Raw genomic sequence first — 23,360 nt, 5'->3', positions numbered from 1 at the left:
GCGCTAGACGTCTTCTAAGGCCTCGCCGAGGTGCTCGAGAACCTCGCTGCGGTGGTTGTTGGCCAGAATGTGGCCGGCAGCCACCGCAACGGCAACCGGCCAGTCGATGATCTCGAATGCGGCCAGCAGCGCCAGCCCCCCGTAGTAGGCCAGCTGCTCGGGACGCGGCACCGTCACCTTTCCGACCAGCGGCAACTCGACCGCGAAGCCCTCCGCATCGCGGATATGGGCCACCGCTTCTTTCTGAGATGTGCTGCGCCGCGGCTTGTCCGCCATCATGAGCCTCCTGGTGGCGACGGGTCGCCGGATGATCGGGCCGCGGCCGTTCCGCGACGAGAGCCGGTGTCCCCATTGTGCACAAGCCGCAGTTGCGGCGCGGGGTGGCCGTTGGACGCCGCGGTGCCGTCCGGCCGGCGCGGCCCCGGAACGATGAACTCGGTGGGCTGGTCCGCGATGCCCTGCCAACCGGACACCAGCTTGGGCACCACGGCCGCACCGACGGTGGCGACTGTCGCCGTACCCAACGCCTGGGCCCAGCCCAGCGGGCCCAGCGGGGTGCAGCCCAGCAGCTGACTGACACCGGGAATGGTGATCAACGTTCCCATCGCGCCCAGCGACCCGACCGCGGTGAGCACCACGAGCGGGTCGTGGGAGTCCAGCAGCGTCTGGCCGAGCTGGGCCGCCACCAGCGACACCAGGGCGACGGTCGACGCCCGCTGCTGGCGCCCGGTGACCGACGCCAGTGCCCAGGCGCCGACCGCCGACGACGCCGTGGTCACGCCGCGCACGGCGACCGCGCGCCACAGCGCGTCGGGATCCGGCCCGCGAGGCGCCGACGCGGCGGAGTCACTGAGCTCGCTGACCGCCAGCGCGGTAGCCGGCAGCGCATCGGTGAGCATGTTCACCAGCAGCAGCTGGCGCGCATTCAACGGCGAGCGGCCGGTGATCGCACTGCCGATGATCGCGAACGCCACCTCACCGGCGTTGCCGCCCAACAGCACCGCCACCGCTGCCTGCACCCGCTGCCACAGTTCGCGGCCCTCGTCCAGCGCGTCCAGCAGCGCATGCACCCGACCGCCTACCAGCACCACGTCGGCCGCGGTGCTCGCCGATTCGCTGCCGTGCGCGACGACGGCAAGGCCCACGGTGGCCGCCCGGATCGCCGCCGCGTCGTTGGCGCCGTCGCCGACCATCGCCGACACCTTGCCGGTGCGCTCCAGGGTCTGCACGACCTGAACCTTGTTCTCCGGTGACATCCGGGCGAACACCACCTTCTCGGTCACCGCCTGTTCCTGGCCCTTGCGCGACAACCCATCCCAGTCGGTGCCGCTGATGACCTGGTCGGCGCTGACGCCCAGGCCCATCTCCCGGGCGATCGCGGTGGCGGTGACCGGGTGGTCGCCGGTGATCAGCCGGACCGGGATCCCCCGGCGGTCCAGTTCGGCCAACAGAGCGGCGGCTTCGGGCCGCGGAGTGTCAGCGATACCCAGCAGGCCGACGAATGTCAGTCCGGCACCACAGAATTCGGCGATGTCCTCCGGATCCGGGTCGTCGCCGAGGGCGGCCACCTGTTCGGGGGTGAGGTCTCGGCGGGCGACCGCGATCACCCGCAGGCCTTCGCCGGCCATCTCCAGCACCGTTCGGCGGATCGCCGGGTCCCCGCCGCAGGCGGGCCCGACCACCTCGGGGGCGCCTTTGACCGACAGTTCGGCGCCGACGACCGACGCCGAGTAACTGCGGCCGGACCGGAACGGCAGGTGGGCGACTTCCCCGCGGTCGGGATCGACCACCTGGGCGGCCACCGCGGCCTCGACGATGGCGGCGTCGGTGGCGTGCACCTGCCGACCGTTGGTCGTGGGCGCGGCCTGCGCGGCGAACGTCAACACCTGCTCAGCCGTGTAACCCGGCGCCGGCTTCGCCTCGGTCACCCGCAGCCGGTTCTGGCTCAGTGTCCCGGTCTTGTCGAAACACACCACGTCGACACGGCCGAGCGCCTCCACCGAACGCGGAACCCGCACCAGGACACCGGATTTGGTCAACCGGCGAGCCGACGCCTGCTGGGCGAGAGTCGCCACCAGCGGTAGCCCTTCCGGGATCGCCGCGACGGCGATCGCGATGCCGGAGGCCACCGACTGGCGTAGCCCGGTGCGCCGGAGCATGCCTAGCCCGGTCACCAGCGCACCGCCGGCCAGGCTGATCCGCCACGCCCTGCTGGTCAGCAGGCTCAACTGGTGCTGCAGGCCGACCGCGGACTGCTCACCGGCGACCAGATCGGCGGCCCGGCGACTGTAGGTGTCACCGCCGGCCGCGGTCACCAGTGCCAGCGCCGTGCCGGTGATGACGGTGGTGCCGGCGTAGAGCATGCACTCGCGTTCGGCCAGATCCGCACCCGGGGTTGCCTCGACCTGCTTGACCACCGACAGGGATTCGCCGGTCAGCGACGACTCGTCGACTTCCAGGTCGTCCGCGTCGATCAGCCGCCCGTCGGCGGGAACCACCTCGTGGGACCGGACCTCGATCAGCTCGCCGGGGCGCAGATCTTCGGCGACCACGTCGCAGTAGGTCCGGTCGTCGGCGGTGGCGCCCAGGATCACCCTGCGGGCCGGCGCCACCTGCTCATTGAGCAGGACACTGAGCCGGCGCTCGGCCACCAGTCGCTGCGCGGCGGCCAGCACCGCGTTGCCGCTGACCACCGAACCGACCAGCATCGCGTCGACCGGTGAGCCCAGCACCGCGCTGGCCGCGGCGCCCAGCGCCAGCACCGGTGTGATCGGGTCGGACAGTTCGCTGCGGACCGCCTGGGCGAACTGCCAGAACAGTTTCGGCGGTGCGGTGCGCTGGGCGCCGCGGCGGGCCAGATCGACGGCCGCCAGCGCGGCCGCCGCCGCGGGCGCGTGGCGGGTCTCGGCCGGCATGTCCTGGTCCGGCGGCGGGAGCACCGCCCGCACCTGGTCGATCGACATGGCGTGCCACTCGTGCACCGCAGCCGGACGCGGCAGCGCGGTGTCCACCGCGCGCCGGGCCAGCCAGTAGCCCGACAGCGCGCCGGCTGCCGCACCGGTGGTCACCGGGCCGGGCCCGCGGCCACGCACCCCGGGCAGCATCAGCAGCGCACCCAACGTCGAAGCGCCGGTGGCGATCTCGACACCCCGGCGGCTGGCGGACCGGGCCGCGGGCAACGCGTGCAGCATCCGCCACGCCGCGGCCAGGTCGGTCAGTAACACGTCGGCGCACCACGGCGGGCTGCCCTGCCCCGGCAACATGCCCAGTGCCACGTCGGCCGCCGCGAGCGCGTCGACGGCGGCCGTCGAGAGCACCGCGACGTCGTGACCGTCGGCTTGGTAGGCGGTCACCGCGTCGGCCAGCGCCTCATCGATCGATGCGCCGTCCAGCGGACGGATCTCGTCGAAGATCGGCCGCAGCTCGCCGAGCGCCTCGACCTCGACCGAGATCACCTCGACGTCGGCGTGCCGGGCCTCGGTGACCACCGCGGCGGCCAGCGGCAGCAGCGCGGGCTGGAACGACGCCCGCACGCCGGCGCGCGGACCAATCCGGTGCCAGCCGGGGGTGAGCTCGGGGTCGTCCAGCCGGGCCAGCGCCTGTGCCCACACGGCGCGCAGCTCGTCGTCGTCCGCGCCGCGCACCTGCAACACCCGCAGGTTCTCGCCGCACAGTACCCGCGGGTCGATGATCACGGTGTCGATCCGGTCGAGCTCACGTAGACTGCCCGGGCGCAGCACCACCACGCCGTGCTGGTCGGCCAGACCGCGGCCCAGGGTCGCGGCGAACGACTCGCGCGCGGTGCGGGTGCCCTTCGGGGCGGTCACCGCCGCAGCGGTGCCGGCCAGGTCGGGACTGCGGGTCACGGCGCCGATCACGCCGGCCCCGACGGCCTGCGCAACGGCGCTGCGGTCCAGATGGCGTTCGACCGGACCCGGCGGTCGCGGCACCGGCCGGGCCGGGATGGCCACCGGCGGGTGATCGGCGTAGTCGGCGAGCTCGGGTTCGCGGCGGCGCCAGGCCCGCGCCGCGGCGAGCTCCTCCCCGGCGCGCATCGCCTCCATCGACAGATCCACCGCCAGCGCGGTGGGTGCCTGGTTGAGGGTGTGCACGCCCGCGCCGGCCAGCGACAGCAGCGCGTCGGTGGCCTGCTTGCCGAGGCTGTCCTCGAGCAGCCGGCGCAGCCGCGGCTGGTAGTCGACGACGATGACCCCGGCTTCCAGGCCCAACGGCAGCACCGGCAACCGCAGCAGCCGGCCGAGGGTCGCCAGGCCCAGACCGGCGACGTTGGCGCCGACGGTCAACGCGCGCAGCGCCTGCGTCATGCCGTCACCGGGCAGGCTCGCCGGCGGGCGGCCGCGGTGGGCCGGCCGACGGTACTGGCTCTCGATGTCGGCGACGACCCGGCACAGCTCGCGCAACGACACCACGTCATTGCCGTCATTGCCGCCGGACGAGTCCAGACCGACGACCAGCCGGGACAGCGGGTGGTTCAACCGGACCGACGTGACCCCGGGCAGTGCACGCGCGGCGCTGAGCACGGCGGTCGCCAGCTCGGCTGCGTCGGCGCCGTCGAGCCCGCGCACCTCGACCCAGGCCCGCTGCGCGCCGCGGAAGCACCGCCGGGACAGCGACCACCCGGCCTCGCCGTTGGGAATGACCGCTCCGGCTATGCCAGTCGCGGTCTGCACCGACGCATCGACCAGCGTGGACGTGAGTTGGACACCGAAATTCGCCGCACGCAGCGGAAGGGAGTGCCTAATGGCACGGCCTAAATCCACTCCGCCCCGCTCAGTGGCGCGCGCGAGCGCTGCCGCCGCCGGTGCGCGACTGCCGTGCCGTGGTCTTCTTGGCCTGCGAACCGCTGCGCCGCGGGGCCGACGAGCCCGCCGGCTTCCCCGACTTCACCGACTTCAACGGCCGTTCCGCTGCGGAGGGAGCCTTCGCCGAGCCCTTCGAGGGTGCCTTGCCGGGGGCGGCTGGGGATGGCGCGGCGTTCTGAGAGCGGCCGTTGAGCTGCTTGAGCACCAGCGCGGTGCCGCCTACTGCCACCAATACCGGCCACTCGATCAGCCCGGAGACGCCGAGAGCGCCCAGGGTCAGTGCGGCCGCCGGGGTGGAGTGGCTGCCGGTGCTGAGCCCGCGTTGCGCACCGCTGGCCGCCCCCTTCACTCCGCCGATCACCCCGTTGAGCGCGGCCCCGCCGATCGCACCGGCCGCCTCAGTGGTCATGGTCGCCGCGCGGGTTGCCGCCCCGGCGACCTTTCGTACCGTCCCTGCGACGGCGTTCATGGGTATTCCCTGCCCTTCAAATGAGCAAATTGGTTAACCCGATCCATCCTATGCGCTATTCGGCGAACACCGCGGAATCCACACGGAATTCATATAACCGCGGGCATCAGACCCGATTGATGTCCACCAGCACCGGCGCGTGGTCGCTGGGCGACTTGCCCTTGCGTTCTTCCCGGACGATCTCGCCGTGCAAGACCCGGGTCGCCAGCGCGGGGGAGGCCAGGATGAAATCGATGCGCATGCCCTGCTTCTTGGGGAAGCGCAGCTGGGTGTAATCCCAGTAGGTATAGACGCCGGGCCCGGGGGCGAACGGCCGCACCACGTCGAGGTACTGCGCCTCGGACAGCGCCCGAAACGCCCGGCGCTCCGGCTCGGAGACGTGCGTCGCGCCGTTGAAGAACTCCATGCTCCAGACGTCGTCGTCCTGCGGGGCGATGTTCCAGTCGCCGACCAGCGCGATCGGCGCCGACGGGTCGTCGGCCAACCAGCCTGCGGCGGTATCGCGCAGCGCGGCAAGCCATTCCAGCTTGTAGGTGTAATGCGGGTCGTTCAGCGCGCGCCCGTTGGGCACATACAGGCTCCACACCCGCACCCCGGCGCAGGTGGCGCCCAGCGCGCGCGCCTCCACCGCCGGATCAGCCTCCGGCTTGGCCCAGACCGGCTGGCCGGGAAATCCGACCTCCACGTCGTCCAGGCCGACCCGGGACGCGATCGCCACCCCGTTCCACTGGTTGTGGCCCACATGGGCCACCTCGTAGCCCAGTTCGTGAAACGGCAGCGTGGGGAACTGCGCGTCGGTGCACTTGGTCTCCTGCATGGCCAGCACGTCGACCTCGGCGCGGGCCAGCCAGTCGGTCACCCGGCCCACCCGGGTGCGGATGGAGTTGACGTTCCAGGTGGCAAGTCGCAGTGCAGTCACGTGGTCACCCTAGATCCCTGGCGTCGAGGTAGCGGGTGCGGTGCTGCCCGGCGAATCCGATCGCCTCGCAGAACTCGAACGCGGCCGAACCGCTTGGCACCTGGGCGTAGCCGCGGGTCGCGCCACGTTCGGACCCCCAGGCCTGTAGGGCAGTGCAGATCGCCCGCCCGTGGCCTTGCCGGCGCCTCTCCTCGGCCACCCGCAGCGCGGTCACCCCCAGCCAGCGGGTGCCGTCCGGGGCCTCGGTGACCGCGCCGCGCCCGACCGCCACCCCGGGTATGCAAGCGAACATCAGGTCACCGTCGACCACCGCGGTCAGCGGCCCCACCGGGTCGTCGGCCGGCCAGTCCGGGCCGGGCCGGTCGGTCAGCGTCACCTGCTCGGGCATCGTCTCGGCGGTCCACGTCCCGGCGGTCAACTCCCGCACCAGGGTGCGGGTTTCCAGCCGTGCGGGAATGTCCTCCGGCAGTCGCAGCAGCCGCTCCGGGACCGCCAGGGTCGGTTCCAGATCCCGTCGGGCATACCAGTCGATGATTTCCGGGATGGTGCTGGTGTGGGCGAACATGTCCAGGGGCACAGCCGAACTCGTGGCCAAATCGGCAGCGGGCCCGGCTCGCAGCAGCCAGCCGTCGAGCCACTGGTGTTCGCTGCCCGGCCAGGCCAGGGCGGCGGCGTGCTCGACGGATCGGATCGCCGAGTTCTTCACCGGCCGATCGGTCAGCCGGCGCACGTAGAGCACGTCGGCGTGCCGGCACTCGTGGATCACCCCGTCCGCGGAACGGATCCGCACCAGCGGCCCGGCTTCAACGAGATGGCCCACCACGTCGCCCATCGACGGCTGCGAGCCGGGGGGACGCAGGTAGCGCAGGCTCACCCGGACGCCGATCTCCGGCAGTTCCGCAGGCAGTTCGGGCGGCTGGTTCATCGCGGGTTCGTCAGTGGCCGAACGGATCCGGCACATCCCCGGGCATCCAGGACAGGCCCGGCACCCCCCAGCCGTTGGATTTCACCATCCGCTTCGCCGCGCGGGCGTGCCGGCCCACCAGCATGTCCAGATACAGCAGGCCGTCCAAGTGTCCGGTCTCGTGCTGCAGCATCCGGGCGAACAATCCGGTGCCCTCCAGCGTGACCGGCTTGCCGTCGGCGTCCAGTCCGGTGACCCGCGCCCACTCCGCCCGGCCGGTCGGAAACGATTCACCGGGCACCGACAGGCAGCCCTCGTCGTCGTTGTCCGGGTCGGGCATGGTCTCGGGGCGCTCGGAGGTCTCCAGCACCGGGTTGACCACCACACCGCGGCGCCGGGTGGTCGCGCCGCGGTCGTCGGCGCAGTCGTAGACGAACACCCGCAACCCCACGCCGACCTGGTTGGCGGCCAGCCCCACCCCGTTGGCGGCGTCCATGGTCGCGTACATGGTGGCGATCAACTCGCCCAGGTCGGTTGGTAGCGAGCCGTCTTCGGCGACGGCCACCGGAGTGGTCGGGGTGTGCAGGACGGGATCGCCCACAATGCGGATGGGTACGACGGCCATGACCGAAAATCTTAGGCGGGCGGTTCAGCGAGGCTCGACGGAGGAGAGGCGAAGCTGGAACCGCCGGGTTGATCCGGTGCAGCGGCCACGGCGACTCGCGGGACGGGCTCCCGGTTCCGCACCACCTGCCGTGATTCAATAATCGCGCAGAACACGCCGCCTACAAGCAACGAACGTTCCGCACAAAACTTTCCGGAAGGGTCCAGGAAACGATATGGACGGCGCCAGGGCGCAAGCGAATCGCTCAGGGGACGATTCGGAGCCCGCCGACGGCCTGAGTCGCCGCGAGCATGACATTTTGTCCTTCGAACGGGACTGGTGGAAGTACGCCGGCGCCAAGGAAGAGGCCATCAAGGAGCGGTTCGCGCTGTCGGCGACCCGCTACTACCAGGTGCTCAATGCGCTCGTTGACCGCCCGGAAGCACTGGCCGCCGACCCGATGCTGGTCAAGCGGTTGCGCAGGCTGCGGTCCAGCCGGCAGAAGGCGCGCGCGGCCCGGCGTCTCGGTTTCGATATCACCTGACGCGCCTGATCAGCGGGAACCCTTGATAGCTGGGCGTTTATCGGTTATGACCCGCACCTGGATACAGTGGACGCAATGAACGACCACGTTCCCGACTCGTCTCGACTCCCGCTGCGGGCCATGGTGATGGTGCTGCTGTTCTTGGGCACCATCTTTTTGCTGGTCGGGTTCCAGGCACTCGGCTCGTCGGGCAATGACGACGACACCAGCCATTCGCCGACCTCGAAGCCGGTGACCACCAGCTCGGCGGTCGCCAAGCCCGAGCATCCGGCGCACAAGTCCGATGTGCGGGTCTACAACATCTCCGAGCAGCCCGGACTGGCCGGCCACACCGCCGACCAACTGCGCGAAGCCGGTTGGAACGTGACCGACGTCGGCAACCTCGAGCTGCCCGAGGTAACCGGGACCACCGTCTACTTCAGCGACGCCCCCGGGGAGCACGACTCGGCCACCGCGGTGGCCGGGGTGCTGCACGCCGCGGTGGAGCCGCGCATCCCCGACGTCGCCGAGCAGCCGCCGGGCGTCATCGTGGTCGTCGCGGGTTAAGCTCCTCGCATGGTCACAGGTCACCGCAGAGTTCTCGCCGCCGCAGTCTTCGCCACCCCGCTTGTGATGGTGGCCGCGTGCAGTCCCAACGAGCCGCCGTCGGACGTGCCGGGCACCACGCCGGCCATCTGGACCGGGTCACCGGCGCCGTCCGGCCACGCGACTGAGCCGGGAGAGCAGGGCGGCTCTAACAACCTCGTCGCGCACCTGACGACCCCCGAGGGCGGCCAGGTCGCCACTGCGACGTTCGAGTTCAGCACGGCCGGCGGTAAGGAGTTCGCCACCATCACCGTGCAGACCACCAACGCCGGCGTGCTGACGCCCGGCTTCCACGGCATGCACATCCATGAGGTGGGCAAGTGCGAAGCCGACTCGGTGGCCCCCGGCGGCGGGGCGCCCGGCGCCTTCCTGTCGGCCGGCGGGCACTTCCAGGCTCCCGGCCACAACGAGCACCCGCAGAGCGGTGATCTGACTTCGCTGCACGTGCGCGCCGACGGCAGCGCGCTATTGGTCACCACCACCGATGCGTTCACCCGCGACGAGTTGCTGGCCGGCGAGAAGACCGCCCTGATCATCCACGCGGACAAGGACAACTTCGCCAACATCCCGGCGGACCGCTATACCCAGGTCAACGGCACTCCCGGCCCGGACCAGACCACGCTGACCACCGGAGACGCCGGCAAGCGGGTTGCGTGTGGTGTCATCGGCACCGGATAACCCGTTGCACAGCTGGGCTTCCTCCCGGTCTGAAGCCCGGATCGAGTTCGCGCACTGTGCCCGGCCCACCCTCGGGGTGGAATGGGAGTTCGCCCTGGTCGACGCCCAGACCCGCGACCTGAGCAACGAAGCCAGTGCCGTGCTCGCCGAAATCGGCGAGAACCCGCGGGTGCACAACGAATTGCTGCGCAACACCGTCGAACTCGTCACCGGCATCTGTGCCGACACCGGTGAGGCGATGGACGACCTGCGTCAGACGCTGGCCGCCACCCAGCCCATCGTGCACGACCGGGGGATGGAACTGTTCGGCGCCGGCACCCACCCGTTCGCGCAGTGGTCGGCGCAGAAACTGACCGACGCTCCCCGGTACGCCGAGCTGATCAAACGCACCCAGTGGTGGGGCCGGCAGATGATGATCTGGGGAGTGCACGTGCACGTCGGCATCTCCTCGGCGCGCAAGGTCATGCCGATCATCTCCTCGCTGCTCAACTACTACCCGCACCTGCTGGCGCTCTCGGCGTCGTCGCCGTGGTGGGCCGGTGAGGACACCGGCTACGCCAGTAACCGGGCGATGATGTTCCAGCAGTTGCCGACCGCGGGTCTGCCGTTTCAGTTCCAGACCTGGCCGGAGTTCGAAGGCTTCGTCTATGACCAGAAGAAGACCGGGATCATCGACGACACCAACGAGATCCGTTGGGACATCAGGCCTTCCCCGCGTCTGGGCACCATCGAGGTGCGGGTCTGCGACGGGGTGTCCAATCTTCGCGAGTTAAGCGCCCTGGTGGCACTGACCCACTGCCTGGTCGTCGATCTGGACCGGCGGCTGGACGCCGACCAGTTCCTGCCCACCATGCCGCCGTGGCACGTGCAGGAGAACAAGTGGCGCGCGGCCCGTTACGGCCTGGACGCCGAGATCATCCTCGACGCCGACAGCAACGAGCGCTTGGTCACCGAGGACCTCGACGACCTGCTCAACCGGCTGGAGCCGATCGCCGCGCGACTGAACTGCGCCGACGAGCTCGCCGCCGTCGCCGACATCTACCGGACGGGCGCGTCGTACCAGCGCCAGCGCCGGGTCGCCGAGGAACACGACGGCGACCTGCGCGCTGTCGTCGATGCGCTGGTCGCCGAACTGGACGTCAACTAAGGGGCCGCCCCGATGGAGCTGCCGATGTTCCCCTTGGAGTGGGTGCTGCTGCCCGGTGAGGAACTGTCCCTGCGGATCTTCGAGCTGCGCTACACGGTGCTCGTCGGCGACCTGATGCGCAGCGGTGACCCGCGTTTCGGGGTAGTGCTGATCGCCCGCGGCCGCGAGGTGGGCGGCGGTGAGCAGCGCAACGACGTCGGCGCCATGGCTGCCATCACGCACTGCGCCGAGCTCGGTGGCGGCCGTTATGCGTTGCGGTGCCTGACCGGGGAGCGGATCCGGGTGCGCGAGTGGCTCCCCGACGACCCGTATCCGCGGGCGATCGCCGAGGTGTGGCCCGAGGATGAGGCAGAACCGTTGGACGACAGTCGGTTCCGCGAGCTCGAAGACCGTATCGTCGCGCTGCACAGGCGGATGGCGATGGCGCGCCGCCGGTGGATCATGCCGGGGCGCAACTCCATGCTGGGCGGCCGCCGGTTGCGCTCGCTGGATCCGGTGCAGCGGCTGTATTCGCTGGCCTGCCGGGTGCCGATGGGCGAGGCCGACCGTTACGCGGTGTTGGCTGCGCCCACGCTATCGGACCGGATGGCGGTGCTGCGCGAGGCGATCGAAACGGTCTCGGCCCGAGTCGAATTCGATATCCCTCGTTGACTCTGCGTCCACCAGGCAGAAGTGCGAGTGAGGTGTCTGGTGGACGCAGAGTCAACGTGGCTTATTTCAGGCAGCTGCCCGCGTCGACGGTCATCGGAAGCCCGGTGATATAACGGGATTCGTCGGAGGCCAGGAACAGCACGGCGTTGCTGATGTCGACCGGTTCAACCCAACCGATCGGCAGCACGTGCATGAGCTGCGCCACGACGGCCATGTCGTCGGCGCCGGGGTTCTTCAGGTCCGGGCGGAACAGCTTCATCGTTCCCTCGTTCATGAACAGCGGCGTGTTCACGTTGGTGGGGTGTACCGAGTTGACCCGGATGAAGTGCTGTCCCAGCTCGACGGCGAAGGTGCGCATCAGCCCGACCACGCCGTGTTTGGCCGCGATGTAGTGACCGGTGTGCGGGTAGGCCTTGAGGCCGCCGACTGAGCTGGTCAAGACGATGGATCCGCCGTTTCCGCCGGAGATGAGATGGGGCACACCGGCTTTGACGGTTTTCCAGACGCCCGACAGGTTGACGTCGATCATGTCCTGCCAGTCGGTTTCGGAGGTCTTGTCCAGGGTCTCGCCGCCGTTGCCGATTCCGGCGTTGGCGACGATGACATCCAGGCGCCCGAGTTGCTCAACACCGCTGTCGACGGCGGCTTTGAGCGCGTCGAAGTCGCGGACGTCGACCTCGGCGGTCACGATGCGGCGGTTCAATCCCTTGATCAGATCCGCGGTTTCGGCGAGATCATCCGATGTCGCCGGCGGGATCACGGTATTGCTGCTGATCGGAGCGCACACGTCGACGGCGATGATGTCCGCGCCTTCCTGGGCGAGCCGCACCGCGTGACTGCGGCCCTGACCGCGCGCCGCCCCGGTGATGAAAGCGACTTTGCCCTCGACTCGTCCACCCATGTCTGCACCTCGCCTCGTGTTGGTCGATCGATCAGCAAGGCTGGCACCAACGGGCCGGGTTGTCAACCATCGGTTACTACTCGGTGCTAAGCCGGCGGGCCCGCCAGCCTGCCCAGCTGACGCTCGACGAGGACGCGCAGCTCGTCGTGGCCACTGGTGACGCCGACGGTCTCTTCGTTGCACAGGCTGCGGGCGGTCTGGGCGATCAGCATGGCGACGGCGACCGGGGGATACTGCTCCAGGTCGACGCCGTTGGTGCGCAACGCCACCGTGACGGCCGCGGTCTCGATGTCCCGGACCCGTTCGGCGTAGGCCTTGAGTTCGGTACGGATCGCCTTGCGGTGGTTGGCCAACGCCATGAACTCGGTATTCAAGCCGGTCAGGCGGGCATCGCTATTGATGGTCCACAGCGCCCTGAGCGGATCGTCGGCGGTGAGGGCGGCGCGCATCCGCTCCAGCGCGACGTCGGCCCCGGCGCGCAGCACCTCGACGAACAGGTCGTCCATGGTGGGGAAGTAGTAGTAGACCAGGGCCTGCTTCACCCCGGCCTCGGCGGCCACCCGCCGCGAGGTCGCCGCGGCGTAGCCTTCGTCGCGCATCAGCCGGGCGGTCGCTTCGATCAGCCGCCGCCGGGTTGCGCTGTCGGTCGATTTGGCCTTGCGCGGCCCCGTCATTCAGGCCATCCTGGCGCGGCGATTGCTTGACCGCCCGCTGCCGCACATGATAGGCATGACGCATTCTAACAATTTGATCGATCGATCAGCGCGACCAGGTCGTGATACGAGCGAAGGGGCGCATCCGTGGTGACGGATCTCGCGGCGGTGGATTACTTCTCCGATCCCGGGGTGACCCAGAATCCCTACCCTTATTACGAATACCTGCGCTCGAATGGGCCCGTCTTCGTCGAGCCGCACCACGGCGTCGTCGCCGTCACCGGCTACGACGAGGTGCTTGCCGCCTTCAAAGACCACGATTCGTTCTCGGCGGTCAACGCCATCGGCGGTCCCTTCCCGCCGCTGCCGTTCGAGCCCGAGGGCGACGACATCACCGAGCAGATCGAGGCGCACCGGCATCTGTTCCCGATCTTCGAACATGTCGTCGTGATGGATCCGCCCGCGCATACCCGCGCCAGGTCGCTGCTCAGCGGGCTGCTCACCCCGAAGCGCCTGAAGGAGAACGAGGACTTCATCTGGCAACTGACCGACACCCAACTCGACGAATTCATCGCCAACGGCCGCTGTGAATTCCTGTTCGACTACGCCAAACCCTATGCGACCCTGGCTATCACCGACCTGCTCGGCGTTCCCGAAGAGGACCGGGCCGAATTCCGGCGCGCGCTCGGTGCGGGGTACAGCGAGGGACAACACGTTGGATCCCTGGACGGGACGCCGGTGGGGCTCAATCCGCTGGAGTACCTCGACGAGAAGTTCAGCGGCTACCTCAGCGAGCGGCGACGCCAGCCCCGCGAAGATGTGCTCACCAGCCTGGCCACCGCCACCTACCCCGACGGGTCCACGCCGGAACTGCTCGAGGTGGTTCACCCGGCCACCTTCTTGTTCGGTGCCGGCCAGGAGACCGTCACCAAGCTGCTCGGTGCGGCGGTACAAACCCTCTGCGAGCGGCCGGAATTCCAGCAGACGCTGCGGGAGGACCCCGCACTGATCCCCGTCTTCATCGAAGAGGCGTTGCGCATCCAGAGCCCCACCAAGATCGACTTCCGTCTGGCCCGCAAGACCACCACGCTGGGCGGGACGCGGATCAAGGCCGGCACCGTGCTGATGCTGTGTCTGGGCGCGGCGAACCGCGATCCGCGCAAGTTCGCCAACCCCGACGAGTTCCGACTGGACCGCAAGAACGTGCGTGAGCACATCGCCTTCGGCCGGGGCATCCACACCTGCGCCGGCGCCCCGCTGGCCAGGGTCGAAGGACGTATCACCGTCCACCGGATGCTGGACCGGATGCGCGACATCAGAATCAGCGAAGCCCACCACGGGCCGGCCGGTGAGCGGCGATACGACTATGAGCCGACGTTCCTGCTGCGCGGCCTGAGCAAGCTGCACATCGAGTTCGACCCGGTGAGCTGATTCTTTTCCCGCGAGCAGTCACGAAAGCCCCCTAAAAACCCTGTCCTAGGGGGCTTTCACGTCTGCTCGCGCGGGGTGGTCGCGCCCTCGGCGCCCCACTCGTCGGTGACCCGCTGCTTCTGCTCCTCGATCACCTGGGCCAGCCGCGACGCCTTGGCCCAGCCGTAGTAGGCGCCGAATTGCAAAGCCAGCTCGTCCATCTGCTCGAACGACACGTCGCGACTCTTCAGTGCGGCGTAGACGTGGCTGAGGATCGGATACGGCGCGTCTTGAAACGCCACGCACGCCACGGTCACCAGCCGGCGCTGCTTCATGCCCAGCCCGGGCCGCAACCACATCTCGCCGAAGACGAAATTGAGAATCCCCGCGCCCGAGTACGGGTCGTCGCGCACCGGGGCGAAGGGTAGGCAGTTGACGTCCCGAAACGACTGCTCGCCGACGCGCAGGCGCGCTTCGGGGTCGCTGGGTGTGGCCAGCGGCAGCAGCGGGGTCGGTGGCGGGACCGGCTGGTCGCGCTCGGCGTGGATGCGCTGCCACTGCGCGTCGACGGTCATGTTGAACAGCGACGCTTTCGGCCAGCCCGCGTACACCGCGAAATGCAAGACCGCTTCCCGCATTTCGTCAATCGTGAGGTCCCCGCTCGCGAGCGCGGCGTAGACGTGCTGGCGCAGCGGTCCCTCGGTATCAGCGGCGGCCAGGCACGGCAGTGCGATGAACCATCGGTCGCGGCGGCTCAACCCCGGACGCGCCCAGACCTGGGCGAAGACGAAGTCGAGCATGGTCGCCGCGATCGGGGAGCAGTCGGGGGCTGGAACGGTCATCAACTCGGCGAAGGCGCGCTCGCCGCGCCCCGCCTCACCGGAGGGTGACACCGGCGTCGACCTTGAATTCCAGCCCGGTCACGTGCCGGGACTCATCGGAGACCAGGAACAGCACCGCGTTGCTGACGTCGCGAGCCTCGGTCATCACGATCGGCAACGCGTTCTGGAAGATCGGTCCCAGGTCGGCGCGGGCCTCGTGCAGCAGCCCGTGCAGCGTGTCCGGCCGCATCCCGGTCTCGACCCCGGTCGGGTGGACCGTGTTGACCCGGACATTCACCGCGGCAAGCTCATTGGCCAGGGCTCGGCTCATGCCGACCACACCGTGCTTGGATGCGGTGTAGGGAGTGTGCAGCGGACTGCCCTTCAGCCCGGCCACCGAACTGATGTTGATCAGGCTGCCACCATGCTCGACCAGGTGCGGCAGTGCCGCCGAGCAGGTGTTCCACGTCCCGATCAGGTTGACGTCGACGACGGTGCGCCACTGCCGGGAGGTGGTGGTGTCCCAGGTTCCCCCGGTAATCACCCCGGCGTTGGCCACCGAGGCGTCCAGGCCGCCCAGTTCGGCCACGCCGTCGTCAACGGCGGCGGCCAGCGCGGCGCCGTCGCGCACGTCGACCACGTGGCTGACCGCGCGGCGGCCCAGCTCAGTGACCAACCGCGCGGTCTCGTCGAGGTCTTCGGTAGTGGCCAGCGGATATTCGATCTCCGGCAGCGAGGCGCAGATATCGACCAGGATCAGGTCGGCGCCTTCCTCGGCCAGGCGCACAGCGTGACTGCGTCCCATGCCCCGCGCGGCGCCGGTCACCAGCACCCGCTTGCCTGCAACCCGCCCGCTCATAGCTTGTTGCAGAAGCCGGCGTCGACGGGGAAGGTGACCCCGGTGACGTATCGGGCGGCGTCGGAGACCAGGTAGGCGATCGCGGCGCTGATGTCCTCGGGTTCGAGCATGCCGACCGGCATCGGGTTCTGCAGGTGCGGCCCGCCGTCGGGATAGTGCTCGAGAAACGCCGTCATCGCCGGGTTGACCGCCATCATGGTGTTGACCGCGGTCGGGTGCACCGTGTTGACCCGGATGCTCTGCGGGGCAAGTGCATTGGACAGCGTGCGCATCAAGCCGACGATGCCGTGCTTGGATGCCGCGTAGCCCAGGCCGCCGCCCTGCAGGCCGCCGAAGCCCTTCAGGCCGGCTGTGGAGCTGGTGAACACGATCGACCCGCCCCGGCCGCCGGCGATCAGGTGCGGGATGGCCGCTTTGGCGGTGTGGAACGAACCGACCAGGTTGACGTCGATCACGTCGGTCCACATCTGCAGGTCTTCGTCGTCGGTCAGCTCGCGAAAGGCCATCGCGGCGATACCGGCGTTGGCGCAGACGATGTCGAGGCGGCCGAAGTGCTCGACCCCGGCATCCAGCGCGGCCTTCAGTGCGGCGAAATCGCGGACGTCGGAAACCGAGGCGATCATCTTGCCGCCCTGGGCTTCCACCAGCGCGACGGTTTCGTCGAGCTCCGCGCGACTGGCCATCGGATAGCCGTTGGAAGCAATGTCGGAGCAGATGTCGACACCGATGATGTCGGCTCCGTCGGCGGCGAGCCGAACCGCGTGGCTGCGGCCCTGCCCCCGCGCTGCGCCGGTGATGAATGCGACTTTTCCGTCAAGAGAACCCATGCCGGTACGGTAACCTGGTTACTCGTCGGCGGCAAGGGGTGAATTTATGGACAGTTCTGAGGATCGGATCCTGGGCATCGTCGTCGAAATCCTTGAAACGCGGGGCTATGACGCGGTCCAGCTCCGCGAAGTCGCCCGCCGGGCCCGGGTGTCGCTGGCGACCATCTACAAGCGGTATGCCACCCGTGACGAGCTCATTCTGGCCGCCCTCGACTCCTGGATGGCCGAGAACCGCTACTCGGGCGTCGTCTCGCATTCGCGGGCGCCCGGGGAATCGGTGTATACCGCGCTGATGCGCCTGTACCGCACCCTTTTCGAGCCGTGGGAGCGGCACCCGGCGATGCTCACCGCCTACGTCCGGGCCCGATCTGCCCCCGGCGGTGACACGTTGGTCCGCCGGGGGCTCGACGTGGTGGGCCCCGCGATGCGCGCAGCGCTCTCCGACGTCGACGAAGGTTTCATCACCGACCTGGATGTCATCATCTCGAACCTGGTTTACGGGCTGTCCGCCCGCTTCGCCGCCGGCGAGATCGCCATCACCGACATCCTGCCGAGCCTGGACCGGGCGGTGTACTGGCTCACCAGTGGATACGAGAGGGCCGCGGGCCGTTAGCGGCTGGTGAGCGCAAAGATTTTGATCTCGCGTCCGGACCGGCCCCGGTAGGTGTCGTAGTTGCTGATGTAGTCGACGAACTCCTGGTAGATCCGGTCGCGCTCCTCGCCGACCACCTCGGTGGCCAGCACCGGAAACTCCTTGCCGCCCATCGTGACCCACGCGTTGGGGTCGGCGACGAGATTCAACGCCCATGCCGGATGGTGCGCTTGTCCGAAGTTGCTGCCCACCAGGAACAGCCGGTCCCCGTCACGCATATACGCCAGCGGGATCTGGCGACGCTGACCGGATTTGCGGCCGGTGGTGGTGAGCAGCAGCAACGGGACGGCCATCGGTCCCAAGATGGTGAACCGGCCGCCGCTGCGGTCGAGCAGCCAGCGGTCCAGCGGCGTGCATCGGCGGATGAACCAGGCGCCGGGTTTCGATCCCGCGACCGCCCCGATCACTCGCCGCGCCCGCGTTCCGGGGTCGCGGCCCCACCGCACGTCGGGAAAGGGGTTCTCAGTCATGCCGCTGACTATCCCGCGTTTGCCGCGGAACCCAACCGGGGCGCAACAGGTTTCCCAAGGGCCCCACAAGTTGCCGGTGGGCGGGTGGTGAATGTCGCCGAATCGGATAGCGTCGACGCTATCGGGGCCGGGGGAGCGGACTTCGTGTGGATGACGGCACCATGTGTCGACGTACGCTTTCGTCATGGCAGACATCGGATTCACCGCGGTTTCACCGATCATTCCGGTGCGAGATCTCGATGCGGCGCTGGACCGCTACCGCCGGCTGGGATTCGTCGCTCGCGCCTACGTCGGGCCCGCCCGGTACGGCTTCGTCGAACGTGGGCCGGTCTCCTTGCACCTGTCAGAGTGGGCCGAGCACGATCCACTGCGGACCGCCTCCAGCGTGTATCTCTACGTCGACGACGCCGACGCGCTCTACGCGCAGTGGACCGCCTCGGGAGTGCAGGGACGTTTTGTCGAGCCGGTGGACACCGAGTATCAGCTGCGGGAGTTCGCCTACGTCGACCCGGACGGCACCGCCCACCGCGTCGGCTCACCGGCGAAGGTCGCCCACGCCAGCCGTGACATCGCCGCGCCGGCGGCGCGGATCTTCGAGTTGATCGCCGATCCGGCTCAGCAGCCCCGGTGGGACGGCAACGAGAACCTCGCCGAAGCGCCTGCCGGACAACGGGTGCACGCGGTCGGTGCGATGTTCACCATGGCGCTGACCCTCGGTGTCGTGCGGGAGAACCACGTGGTGGAGTTCGAGGAAGGCCGCCGGATCGCCTGGTTCCCGGCCGAACCCGGCCAGCAGCCCCCGGGACATCTATGGCGGTGGGAACTCGAGCCGTTGGACGAGGCACACACCCGGGTCACCCACACCTACGACTGGTCGCAGCTGACCGATCCGAAACGCCTCCCGCGGGCGCGCTGGACCACCGCGGACCGGCTGGCGGACTCGCTGGCCCGGCTTGCCGCGTTGGCTGAGGGCTGCTAACGCCGGCCGAGTTAACGCGCGTCAGCGAAGGATCGCAGCGTCTCGATCTGAGCGGGATCCAGTGAGGGCCGGACATTTTCACGCGCCGCGGTGATATCGGCGTTCGTCACGTCGGCGGCGTCGATGGAGCGCCGCATCGCGGTCAGAGCTGCTTCGCGCAGCAGCGCCACGCAGTCCGCGGCGCTGTAGCCGTCGAGGTCGGCGGCCAAGGCGTCGAGGTCGACGTCGTCATGCAGCGGCACGGACTTTCCGGCCACCCGCAGGATCTGCCGGCGCGCGTCGGCGTCGGGTGGCTCGACGAACACCAGCTTCTCCAGCCGGCCCGGCCGGGTCAGGGCCGGGTCGATCAGCTCCGGCCGGTTGGTGGCGCCGACCACCACCACGTCGCGCAGTGGGTTGACGCCGTCGAGCTCGGTGAGCAGCGCGGCCACCACCCGGTCGGTCACCCCGGAGTCGAAGCTCTGCCCGCGCCGCGGCGCCAGGGCGTCGATCTCGTCGAGGAACACCAGCGACGGCGCGGAATCGCGAGCGCGCTGGAACAGATCCCGCACCGCCCGTTCGCTGCTGCCCACCCATTTGTCCATCAGCTCAGCGCCTTTGACGGCGTGCACGCTGACCCGCCCGGATCCGGCCAGGGCACGCACCACGAAGGTCTTGCCGCAGCCCGGCGGGCCGTAGAGCAGCACGCCGTGCGGCGGGTCGACGCCCAAGCGGGTGAAGGTGTCGGGGTGCTGCAGCGGCCACAGGATCGCCTCGGTCAGCGCCTGCTTGGTGGCCTCCATGTCCCCGACGTCGTCGAGGGTCACCGAGCCAACGGAGACCTCGGTGGCGGCCGAGCGGGACAGCGGCCGGATCACGCTGAGCGCACCGGCCAGGTCCTCCTGGGTCAGCACCGGCTCCGCGCCGGTGTCGCTGGCCCGCGACGCCGCCCGCAGTGCCGCTTCGCGCACCAGAGCCGAAAGATCGGTGGCCACGAAACCCGGTGTGCGATCGGCGATCTCATTCAGATCCAGGGCGTCGCTGGGCACCGATTTCAGCATTCCGCCCAGCAGTGCTGCGCGGGTCGCGCCGTCGGGCAGACTCAACCGCAGCTCCCGGTCGCACAGCTCCGGGGCGCGCAGCCGAGCGTCGGCCCGATCCGGCAGCGCGGAGGTGGCGATGAACGCCACCCCGTCGGAGGCGACGGCGTTGCGCAGCTCGGCCAGGATCAGGGTGCTCACCGGCTCGGCGGTCTCCGGCAGCAGCGCATCGATGTCGGTGATCAACAGCACCCCGCCGCCGTCGCCGATGGCCGTCACGGCCGAGCGCACCGCCGCCAGTCGCTCGTCGGGAACCCTCGCCCCGATCTCGGGCCCGTCGAGTTCGACCACCCGCCGGCGGCCACACACCGCTCGCACCAGCGTGGACTTGCCGACCCCGGCCGGTCCGGACACCAGCACGCCGAGGTTGGTGCCGGCGTTGAGCGTCTTGAGCAGATGCGGTTCGTCCAGGGCCAGCTTGAGCCACTCGGTGAGCTTGTCGGCCTGTGCGGCGCAGCCTTTGAGGTCGTCGACGCTCAGCGGGGCGGATGCGGTGGCCACGGCCCGATTCGACGGCGCGACTGCGGTGCCCTTGCCCCAGTCCACCGAGGAGTTGGGTTGCACGCTGACCGGTCCGGCCGGGTCGACACCGGTGACCGTCAACAGTTCCGAGGTCCAGCTGATCCCCACCGCGGAGGCCAGCGCGGTGGTGGCCGCGGACGTCGAGGTGCCCGGACCCAGATCGCGCGGCAGCAGCGACACCGCGTCGCCGACGGTCAGCACCTTGCCCAGCAGTGCTTGGCGCAAGGTGGCCGGTGAGACCGACTGCGAGGCCAGCTTCGACCCGCTCAGCGTCACCGAGCGGGCGCCGTAGACCGTGACCGCTGCTACCACCACCTCGGTGCCGTCCCGCAGACCGGCGTTGGACAGGGTCACGTCGTCGAGCAGCACCACGCCGGCCGGCGAGCCCGTCGCAGCCAATCCGGCCACCGCTGCCGTGGTGCGCGAACCGGTCAGCGACACCGCGTCCCATTCCCGAATACCCAGGGCGGCAATCGCTTCGGCGTGCAACCGGACCACACCGCGGCGCGAATCCACAGCCGAGGTGTTCAGCCGGGCGATCAGCGTCAGGTGGCGGGAGGAGGTCCGGGAGGCATCGCCGTCCCGATGCTCTTCAATAGAACCCATGCGGCCATTATCGGCATACTGCACCATTCCGGCGTCGGCGATCTGCGCGGCCACCCTGCTGGCGCTACCGCCCACCGCCGGAGCCGATAACCCCAACCCGCTGGCCGAGTTGGTCGGGGCCGCCGCCCAGCGGCTGCAGGTCGGCGACGACGTGGCGGCCATCAAATGGCGCACCAACGCCGGCATCGAAGACCCAGCCCGGGTGCAACAACAACTGGACTCCCTGGCATCGGCCGCCGAGACCGAACACCTCGACGCCGGCTACGTGCGCCAGATCTTCACCGACCAGATCGCCGCCACCGAAGCGCTCGAGCACTACCGGTTCGCGCAGTGGAAGCTGCACCCGGCCAGCGCTCCGGCCGCTGCACCCGACCTGGCGACATCACGGGCGCGCATCGACGGCTTCAACCACGTCATGCTCACTCAGCTCGGCCTGCAGTGGCAGCAGCTGCACGCCCCGGAATGCCCCGCCCATCTCGATGCGGCCATCAGAGACGTCAGCGCGGCGCGGCGATTCGACGAGTTCTCCCGGCAGGCGTTGTCATCGGCGACGCGGGAGTACTGCGCCGGGTAACTCAGCGACCGGGCTTGCGCAGCCGCAGCCGTGCCATCGACTGCCCGCTGGGCCGGCGGATGCCCCGCCGCACACCCGGGCGGCGACTCGGCTGCGACCGGCGGATCTCCCGGCGCGCGGCCCGGCGCTCCCGGGGGGCGTGCTCCCAGGTCTCCGGGTGCGCGGCCACCCAGCGCTGGCTGCGAACCGAGAACGGAATGGTGCACAGGTACGTCACGATCAGCACCAGCACCAGCACATAGGGGAACAGGAACGCCGCGGCGGCCACCAGCGCCAGCACCGCCAACAGCGGCGCGGCCAGGTGCGGCGGTACTGACACCGCGTGCATCTTGCGCATCGGAATGCGACTGACCAGCAGCAGCGAGGTGGCCACCACCCAGGTGCAGGTGAACCACTGCGACGTCCACCAGCCGTCGCCGAACTGCAGTTTCGCGGCCAGCAGACCCATCAGCGTGATCGCTCCGGCCGGCGCGGGCATCCCGACGAAGAATTCGCGGGTGTAGGCCGGCAGGGTGGCGTCATCCAGCAGGGCGTTGAACCGGGCCAACCGCAGCACCACGCACACCGCGTAGAGCAGCACCACGATCCAGCCCGCCGGCTGCGTCGACAGCAGCGACACATAGATCACCACCGCGGGGGCCACCCCGAAGTCGACGGCGTCGGCCAGCGAATCGATCTCGGCGCCCATCCGCGACTCGGCATCCAGGATGCGGGCCACCCGCCCGTCGAGGCCATCGAGGATGGCGGCCGCCGCGATCAGCGCCATCGCTACGTGCGGCTGACCGTCCAACGCGTACTTGATTGAGGTCAGGCCCGCGCAGATGGCCAGCACCGTCATCGAGCTGGGCAGGATGTGCAGGCCCACCGAACCTCGGGTGCGGGACCCTGGGACGGCCTGATGAGGGGCGGCCGTCATGGCAGCTGGGCCAGCACGGTCTCGCCGGCGATCATGCGCTGACCGACGCCGACCAGCGGCTGGCTCCCGACCGGCAGGTAGGTGTCCAGCCGCGATCCGAACCGGATCAGCCCGTAGGTGTCACCGATCGCCAGGTGATCGCCGGGCCGGGTGTCGCAGACGATGCGCCGCGCCACCAGCCCGGCGATCTGCACCGCGATCACCTCGGCGCCGTCGGCGGTGCGGATGCGCACACTGTTGCGCTCGTTGTCTTCACTGGCCTCGGCGCGGTCCGCGGACCCGAACTGGCCGGCCCGGTGTCGCACGTCGAGCACCTCACCGCCGACTGGGGCCCGCTGCACGTGCGCGTCGAACACCGACATGAAGATGCTGACCCGCGGCAGCGGAGTGTCGGGCAGGTCCAGTTCGGGCGGCGGGGTGGCGGTGTCGACCAGACAGACCATGCCGTCGGCGGGGGCCACCACCACCCCGGGGCGGGTCGGCGGCACCCGCGGCGGATGCCGGAAGAACCCGGCGCTGGCGCCGGCGGCCAGCAGCCCGACGCCCCGCAGCCAGCGCTGCTTGCGGCCCAGCGCCGCCACGCCCAGCGCGCCGGCGACGAACGGTACGCCGGCGTGGTGCATCGGCGGCACCGTCGTGCGCACGAGCTCGATCAGGTGTCGCAGACCGCCGGGATCATCCGGTGGGCGGGGTCGTCTGGCCATCCGGCCATCTTAGAAGCTGCCGGCGGTGGCCTTGCTGAACCGCTCGGCTCATGCGGCGGTTCC

24 protein-coding genes and 1 pseudogene are annotated in these 23,360 nt (G+C 69.7%); 10 read left to right on the top strand and 15 right to left on the bottom strand.

Annotation, left to right across the window (positions count from 1 at the left end; genetic code table 11):
• Positions 1-3: 3 nt before the first annotated feature.
• The 6 genes from A5771_RS09660 to A5771_RS09635 form a co-directional block, all read right to left on the bottom strand.
• Positions 4-279 (bottom strand): hypothetical protein, encoded by a 276-nt coding sequence (locus A5771_RS09660; protein WP_064854996.1) that lies wholly within the window; start codon positions 277-279, stop codon positions 4-6.
• Positions 276-4,745 carry a cation-translocating P-type ATPase gene (locus A5771_RS09655; protein WP_207545421.1) on the bottom strand — a complete coding sequence of 1,490 codons (4,470 nt, stop codon included), beginning with the start codon at positions 4,743-4,745 and terminating at the stop codon, positions 276-278. The genes A5771_RS09660 and A5771_RS09655 overlap by 4 nt, the downstream gene beginning before the upstream one ends.
• 46 nt (positions 4,746-4,791) lie before the next feature.
• Complete coding sequence (locus A5771_RS09650) at positions 4,792-5,292, bottom strand: hypothetical protein (RefSeq protein ID WP_064854995.1); 501 nt, start codon at positions 5,290-5,292, stop codon at positions 4,792-4,794.
• 106 nt (positions 5,293-5,398) lie between these two features.
• Positions 5,399-6,202, bottom strand: coding sequence for an exodeoxyribonuclease III (locus A5771_RS09645; RefSeq protein WP_064855014.1), 804 nt, complete (start codon positions 6,200-6,202; stop codon positions 5,399-5,401).
• A 13-nt stretch (positions 6,203-6,215) separates the two neighbouring features.
• Positions 6,216-7,136, bottom strand: coding sequence for an N-acetylglutamate synthase, CG3035 family (locus tag A5771_RS09640; RefSeq protein ID WP_082947155.1), 921 nt, complete (start codon positions 7,134-7,136; stop codon positions 6,216-6,218).
• Positions 7,137-7,146: 10 nt separating this feature from the next.
• Positions 7,147-7,740, bottom strand: a complete 594-nt coding sequence (locus A5771_RS09635; RefSeq protein ID WP_064854994.1) for a peptide deformylase — start codon at positions 7,738-7,740, stop codon at positions 7,147-7,149.
• Positions 7,741-7,954: 214 nt separating this feature from the next.
• Here A5771_RS09635 and A5771_RS09630 point away from each other — a divergent pair, with 214 nt between their 5' ends.
• The 5 genes from A5771_RS09630 to A5771_RS09610 all read left to right on the top strand — a co-directional run bounded on the left by A5771_RS09630 (position 7,955) and on the right by A5771_RS09610 (position 11,324).
• Positions 7,955-8,263: a DUF3263 domain-containing protein gene (locus A5771_RS09630; RefSeq protein ID WP_064854993.1), complete on the top strand. Its 309-nt coding sequence runs from the start codon at positions 7,955-7,957 to the stop codon at positions 8,261-8,263.
• A 75-nt stretch (positions 8,264-8,338) separates the two neighbouring features.
• Positions 8,339-8,809 carry a LytR C-terminal domain-containing protein gene (locus A5771_RS09625; RefSeq protein WP_064854992.1) on the top strand — a complete coding sequence of 157 codons (471 nt, stop codon included), beginning with the start codon at positions 8,339-8,341 and terminating at the stop codon, positions 8,807-8,809.
• Positions 8,810-8,818: 9 nt separating this feature from the next.
• Positions 8,819-9,526, top strand: coding sequence for a superoxide dismutase[Cu-Zn] (gene sodC, locus A5771_RS09620; protein WP_064854991.1), 708 nt, complete (start codon positions 8,819-8,821; stop codon positions 9,524-9,526).
• Between the two features lie 4 nt (positions 9,527-9,530).
• Positions 9,531-10,673, top strand: a complete 1,143-nt coding sequence (locus tag A5771_RS09615; RefSeq protein ID WP_082947154.1) for a glutamate--cysteine ligase — start codon at positions 9,531-9,533, stop codon at positions 10,671-10,673.
• A 12-nt stretch (positions 10,674-10,685) separates the two neighbouring features.
• On the top strand, positions 10,686-11,324 hold the full coding sequence (locus A5771_RS09610; protein ID WP_064854989.1) for an LON peptidase substrate-binding domain-containing protein: 639 nt from the start codon (positions 10,686-10,688) through the stop codon (positions 11,322-11,324).
• A gap of 61 nt (positions 11,325-11,385) precedes the next feature.
• Here A5771_RS09610 and A5771_RS09605 read toward each other — a convergent pair whose 3' ends face one another.
• The gene (locus A5771_RS09605) at positions 11,386-12,225 is read right to left on the bottom strand and encodes a mycofactocin-coupled SDR family oxidoreductase (RefSeq protein ID WP_064854988.1); all 840 of its coding nucleotides are present in this window, start codon (positions 12,223-12,225) and stop codon (positions 11,386-11,388) included.
• A gap of 86 nt (positions 12,226-12,311) precedes the next feature.
• Positions 12,312-12,899 carry a TetR/AcrR family transcriptional regulator gene (locus A5771_RS09600; protein WP_064854987.1) on the bottom strand — a complete coding sequence of 196 codons (588 nt, stop codon included), beginning with the start codon at positions 12,897-12,899 and terminating at the stop codon, positions 12,312-12,314.
• Between the two features lie 129 nt (positions 12,900-13,028).
• Between A5771_RS09600 and A5771_RS09595 the strand changes: the two genes are divergently transcribed.
• Positions 13,029-14,309 carry a cytochrome P450 gene (locus tag A5771_RS09595; RefSeq protein WP_064855012.1) on the top strand — a complete coding sequence of 427 codons (1,281 nt, stop codon included), beginning with the start codon at positions 13,029-13,031 and terminating at the stop codon, positions 14,307-14,309.
• Positions 14,310-14,365: 56 nt separating this feature from the next.
• Here A5771_RS09595 and A5771_RS09590 read toward each other — a convergent pair whose 3' ends face one another.
• From A5771_RS09590 to A5771_RS09580, 3 genes are read right to left on the bottom strand one after another with little or no spacing between them, the layout of a single operon-like run.
• The gene (locus A5771_RS09590; RefSeq protein WP_082947157.1) at positions 14,366-15,130 is read right to left on the bottom strand and encodes a carboxymuconolactone decarboxylase family protein; all 765 of its coding nucleotides are present in this window, start codon (positions 15,128-15,130) and stop codon (positions 14,366-14,368) included.
• Positions 15,131-15,164: 34 nt separating this feature from the next.
• Positions 15,165-15,968: a mycofactocin-coupled SDR family oxidoreductase gene (locus A5771_RS09585; RefSeq protein ID WP_064854985.1), complete on the bottom strand. Its 804-nt coding sequence runs from the start codon at positions 15,966-15,968 to the stop codon at positions 15,165-15,167.
• Positions 15,965-16,795 (bottom strand): mycofactocin-coupled SDR family oxidoreductase, encoded by an 831-nt coding sequence (locus tag A5771_RS09580; protein ID WP_064854984.1) that lies wholly within the window; start codon positions 16,793-16,795, stop codon positions 15,965-15,967. The genes A5771_RS09585 and A5771_RS09580 overlap by 4 nt, the downstream gene beginning before the upstream one ends.
• A 46-nt stretch (positions 16,796-16,841) precedes the next feature.
• On the opposite strand from A5771_RS09580, the gene A5771_RS09575 reads away from it, so the two are divergent.
• On the top strand, positions 16,842-17,408 hold the full coding sequence (locus A5771_RS09575; RefSeq protein ID WP_064854983.1) for a TetR/AcrR family transcriptional regulator: 567 nt from the start codon (positions 16,842-16,844) through the stop codon (positions 17,406-17,408).
• Here A5771_RS09575 and A5771_RS09570 read toward each other — a convergent pair.
• Positions 17,405-17,917 carry a nitroreductase/quinone reductase family protein gene (locus A5771_RS09570; RefSeq protein WP_064854982.1) on the bottom strand — a complete coding sequence of 171 codons (513 nt, stop codon included), beginning with the start codon at positions 17,915-17,917 and terminating at the stop codon, positions 17,405-17,407. The genes A5771_RS09575 and A5771_RS09570 overlap by 4 nt on opposite strands.
• Before the next feature lie 184 nt (positions 17,918-18,101).
• Here A5771_RS09570 and A5771_RS24530 point away from each other — a divergent pair.
• Both A5771_RS24530 and A5771_RS23930 read left to right on the top strand, forming a co-directional pair.
• A pseudogene (locus A5771_RS24530) lies at positions 18,102-18,425 on the top strand (bleomycin resistance protein); the annotation flags it as partial.
• Positions 18,402-18,896 carry an SRPBCC family protein gene (locus A5771_RS23930; RefSeq protein WP_267887465.1) on the top strand — a complete coding sequence of 165 codons (495 nt, stop codon included), beginning with the start codon at positions 18,402-18,404 and terminating at the stop codon, positions 18,894-18,896. The pseudogene A5771_RS24530 and the gene A5771_RS23930, both read left to right, overlap by 24 nt.
• Before the next feature lie 11 nt (positions 18,897-18,907).
• On the opposite strand, the gene A5771_RS09560 is transcribed toward A5771_RS23930, so the two are convergent.
• Positions 18,908-21,103 (bottom strand): AAA family ATPase, encoded by a 2,196-nt coding sequence (locus A5771_RS09560; RefSeq protein WP_064855010.1) that lies wholly within the window; start codon positions 21,101-21,103, stop codon positions 18,908-18,910.
• Between A5771_RS09560 and A5771_RS09555 the strand changes: the two genes are divergently transcribed.
• Positions 21,102-21,677 carry a chorismate mutase gene (locus tag A5771_RS09555; protein WP_064854981.1) on the top strand — a complete coding sequence of 192 codons (576 nt, stop codon included), beginning with the start codon at positions 21,102-21,104 and terminating at the stop codon, positions 21,675-21,677. The genes A5771_RS09560 and A5771_RS09555 overlap by 2 nt on opposite strands.
• A 1-nt stretch (position 21,678) precedes the next feature.
• Here the strand turns inward: A5771_RS09555 and pssA are convergent, their stop codons facing one another.
• Together pssA and A5771_RS09545 are read right to left on the bottom strand one after the other, a co-directional pair.
• Positions 21,679-22,593, bottom strand: coding sequence for a CDP-diacylglycerol--serine O-phosphatidyltransferase (gene pssA / locus A5771_RS09550; RefSeq protein ID WP_064854980.1), 915 nt, complete (start codon positions 22,591-22,593; stop codon positions 21,679-21,681).
• Positions 22,590-23,297 (bottom strand): phosphatidylserine decarboxylase, encoded by a 708-nt coding sequence (locus tag A5771_RS09545; protein WP_064854979.1) that lies wholly within the window; start codon positions 23,295-23,297, stop codon positions 22,590-22,592. The genes pssA and A5771_RS09545 overlap by 4 nt, the downstream gene beginning before the upstream one ends.
• Positions 23,298-23,360 lie beyond the last annotated feature (63 nt).

The organism is Mycolicibacter sinensis, from assembly GCF_001667375.1.
Classification (GTDB): domain Bacteria; phylum Actinomycetota; class Actinomycetes; order Mycobacteriales; family Mycobacteriaceae; genus Mycobacterium; species Mycobacterium sinense_A.
This window is presented reverse-complemented; position numbering and strand designations above follow the sequence as displayed.

Bases quoted from the DNA above. Each gene is read 5' to 3' on its own strand.
- A5771_RS09660 (WP_064854996.1), bottom strand. From the start codon at position 279: ATGATGGCGGACAAGCCGCGGCGCAGCACATCTCAGAAAGAAGCGGTG.
- A5771_RS09650 (WP_064854995.1), bottom strand. From the start codon at position 5,292: ATGAACGCCGTCGCAGGGACGGTACGAAAGGTCGCCGGGGCGGCAACC.
- A5771_RS09640 (WP_082947155.1), bottom strand. From the start codon at position 7,136: ATGAACCAGCCGCCCGAACTGCCTGCGGAACTGCCGGAGATCGGCGTC.
- A5771_RS09635 (WP_064854994.1), bottom strand. From the start codon at position 7,740: ATGGCCGTCGTACCCATCCGCATTGTGGGCGATCCCGTCCTGCACACC.
- A5771_RS09630 (WP_064854993.1), top strand. From the start codon at position 7,955: ATGGACGGCGCCAGGGCGCAAGCGAATCGCTCAGGGGACGATTCGGAG.
- A5771_RS09625 (WP_064854992.1), top strand. From the start codon at position 8,339: ATGAACGACCACGTTCCCGACTCGTCTCGACTCCCGCTGCGGGCCATG.
- sodC (WP_064854991.1), top strand. From the start codon at position 8,819: ATGGTCACAGGTCACCGCAGAGTTCTCGCCGCCGCAGTCTTCGCCACC.
- A5771_RS09610 (WP_064854989.1), top strand. From the start codon at position 10,686: ATGGAGCTGCCGATGTTCCCCTTGGAGTGGGTGCTGCTGCCCGGTGAG.
- A5771_RS09605 (WP_064854988.1), bottom strand. From the start codon at position 12,225: ATGGGTGGACGAGTCGAGGGCAAAGTCGCTTTCATCACCGGGGCGGCG.
- A5771_RS09600 (WP_064854987.1), bottom strand. From the start codon at position 12,899: ATGACGGGGCCGCGCAAGGCCAAATCGACCGACAGCGCAACCCGGCGG.
- A5771_RS09590 (WP_082947157.1), bottom strand. From the start codon at position 15,130: ATGACCGTTCCAGCCCCCGACTGCTCCCCGATCGCGGCGACCATGCTC.
- A5771_RS09585 (WP_064854985.1), bottom strand. From the start codon at position 15,968: ATGAGCGGGCGGGTTGCAGGCAAGCGGGTGCTGGTGACCGGCGCCGCG.
- A5771_RS09580 (WP_064854984.1), bottom strand. From the start codon at position 16,795: ATGGGTTCTCTTGACGGAAAAGTCGCATTCATCACCGGCGCAGCGCGG.
- A5771_RS09575 (WP_064854983.1), top strand. From the start codon at position 16,842: ATGGACAGTTCTGAGGATCGGATCCTGGGCATCGTCGTCGAAATCCTT.
- A5771_RS09570 (WP_064854982.1), bottom strand. From the start codon at position 17,917: ATGACTGAGAACCCCTTTCCCGACGTGCGGTGGGGCCGCGACCCCGGA.
- A5771_RS09555 (WP_064854981.1), top strand. From the start codon at position 21,102: ATGCGGCCATTATCGGCATACTGCACCATTCCGGCGTCGGCGATCTGC.
- A5771_RS09560 (WP_064855010.1), bottom strand. From the start codon at position 21,103: ATGGGTTCTATTGAAGAGCATCGGGACGGCGATGCCTCCCGGACCTCC.
- pssA (WP_064854980.1), bottom strand. From the start codon at position 22,593: ATGACGGCCGCCCCTCATCAGGCCGTCCCAGGGTCCCGCACCCGAGGT.
- A5771_RS09545 (WP_064854979.1), bottom strand. From the start codon at position 23,297: ATGGCCAGACGACCCCGCCCACCGGATGATCCCGGCGGTCTGCGACAC.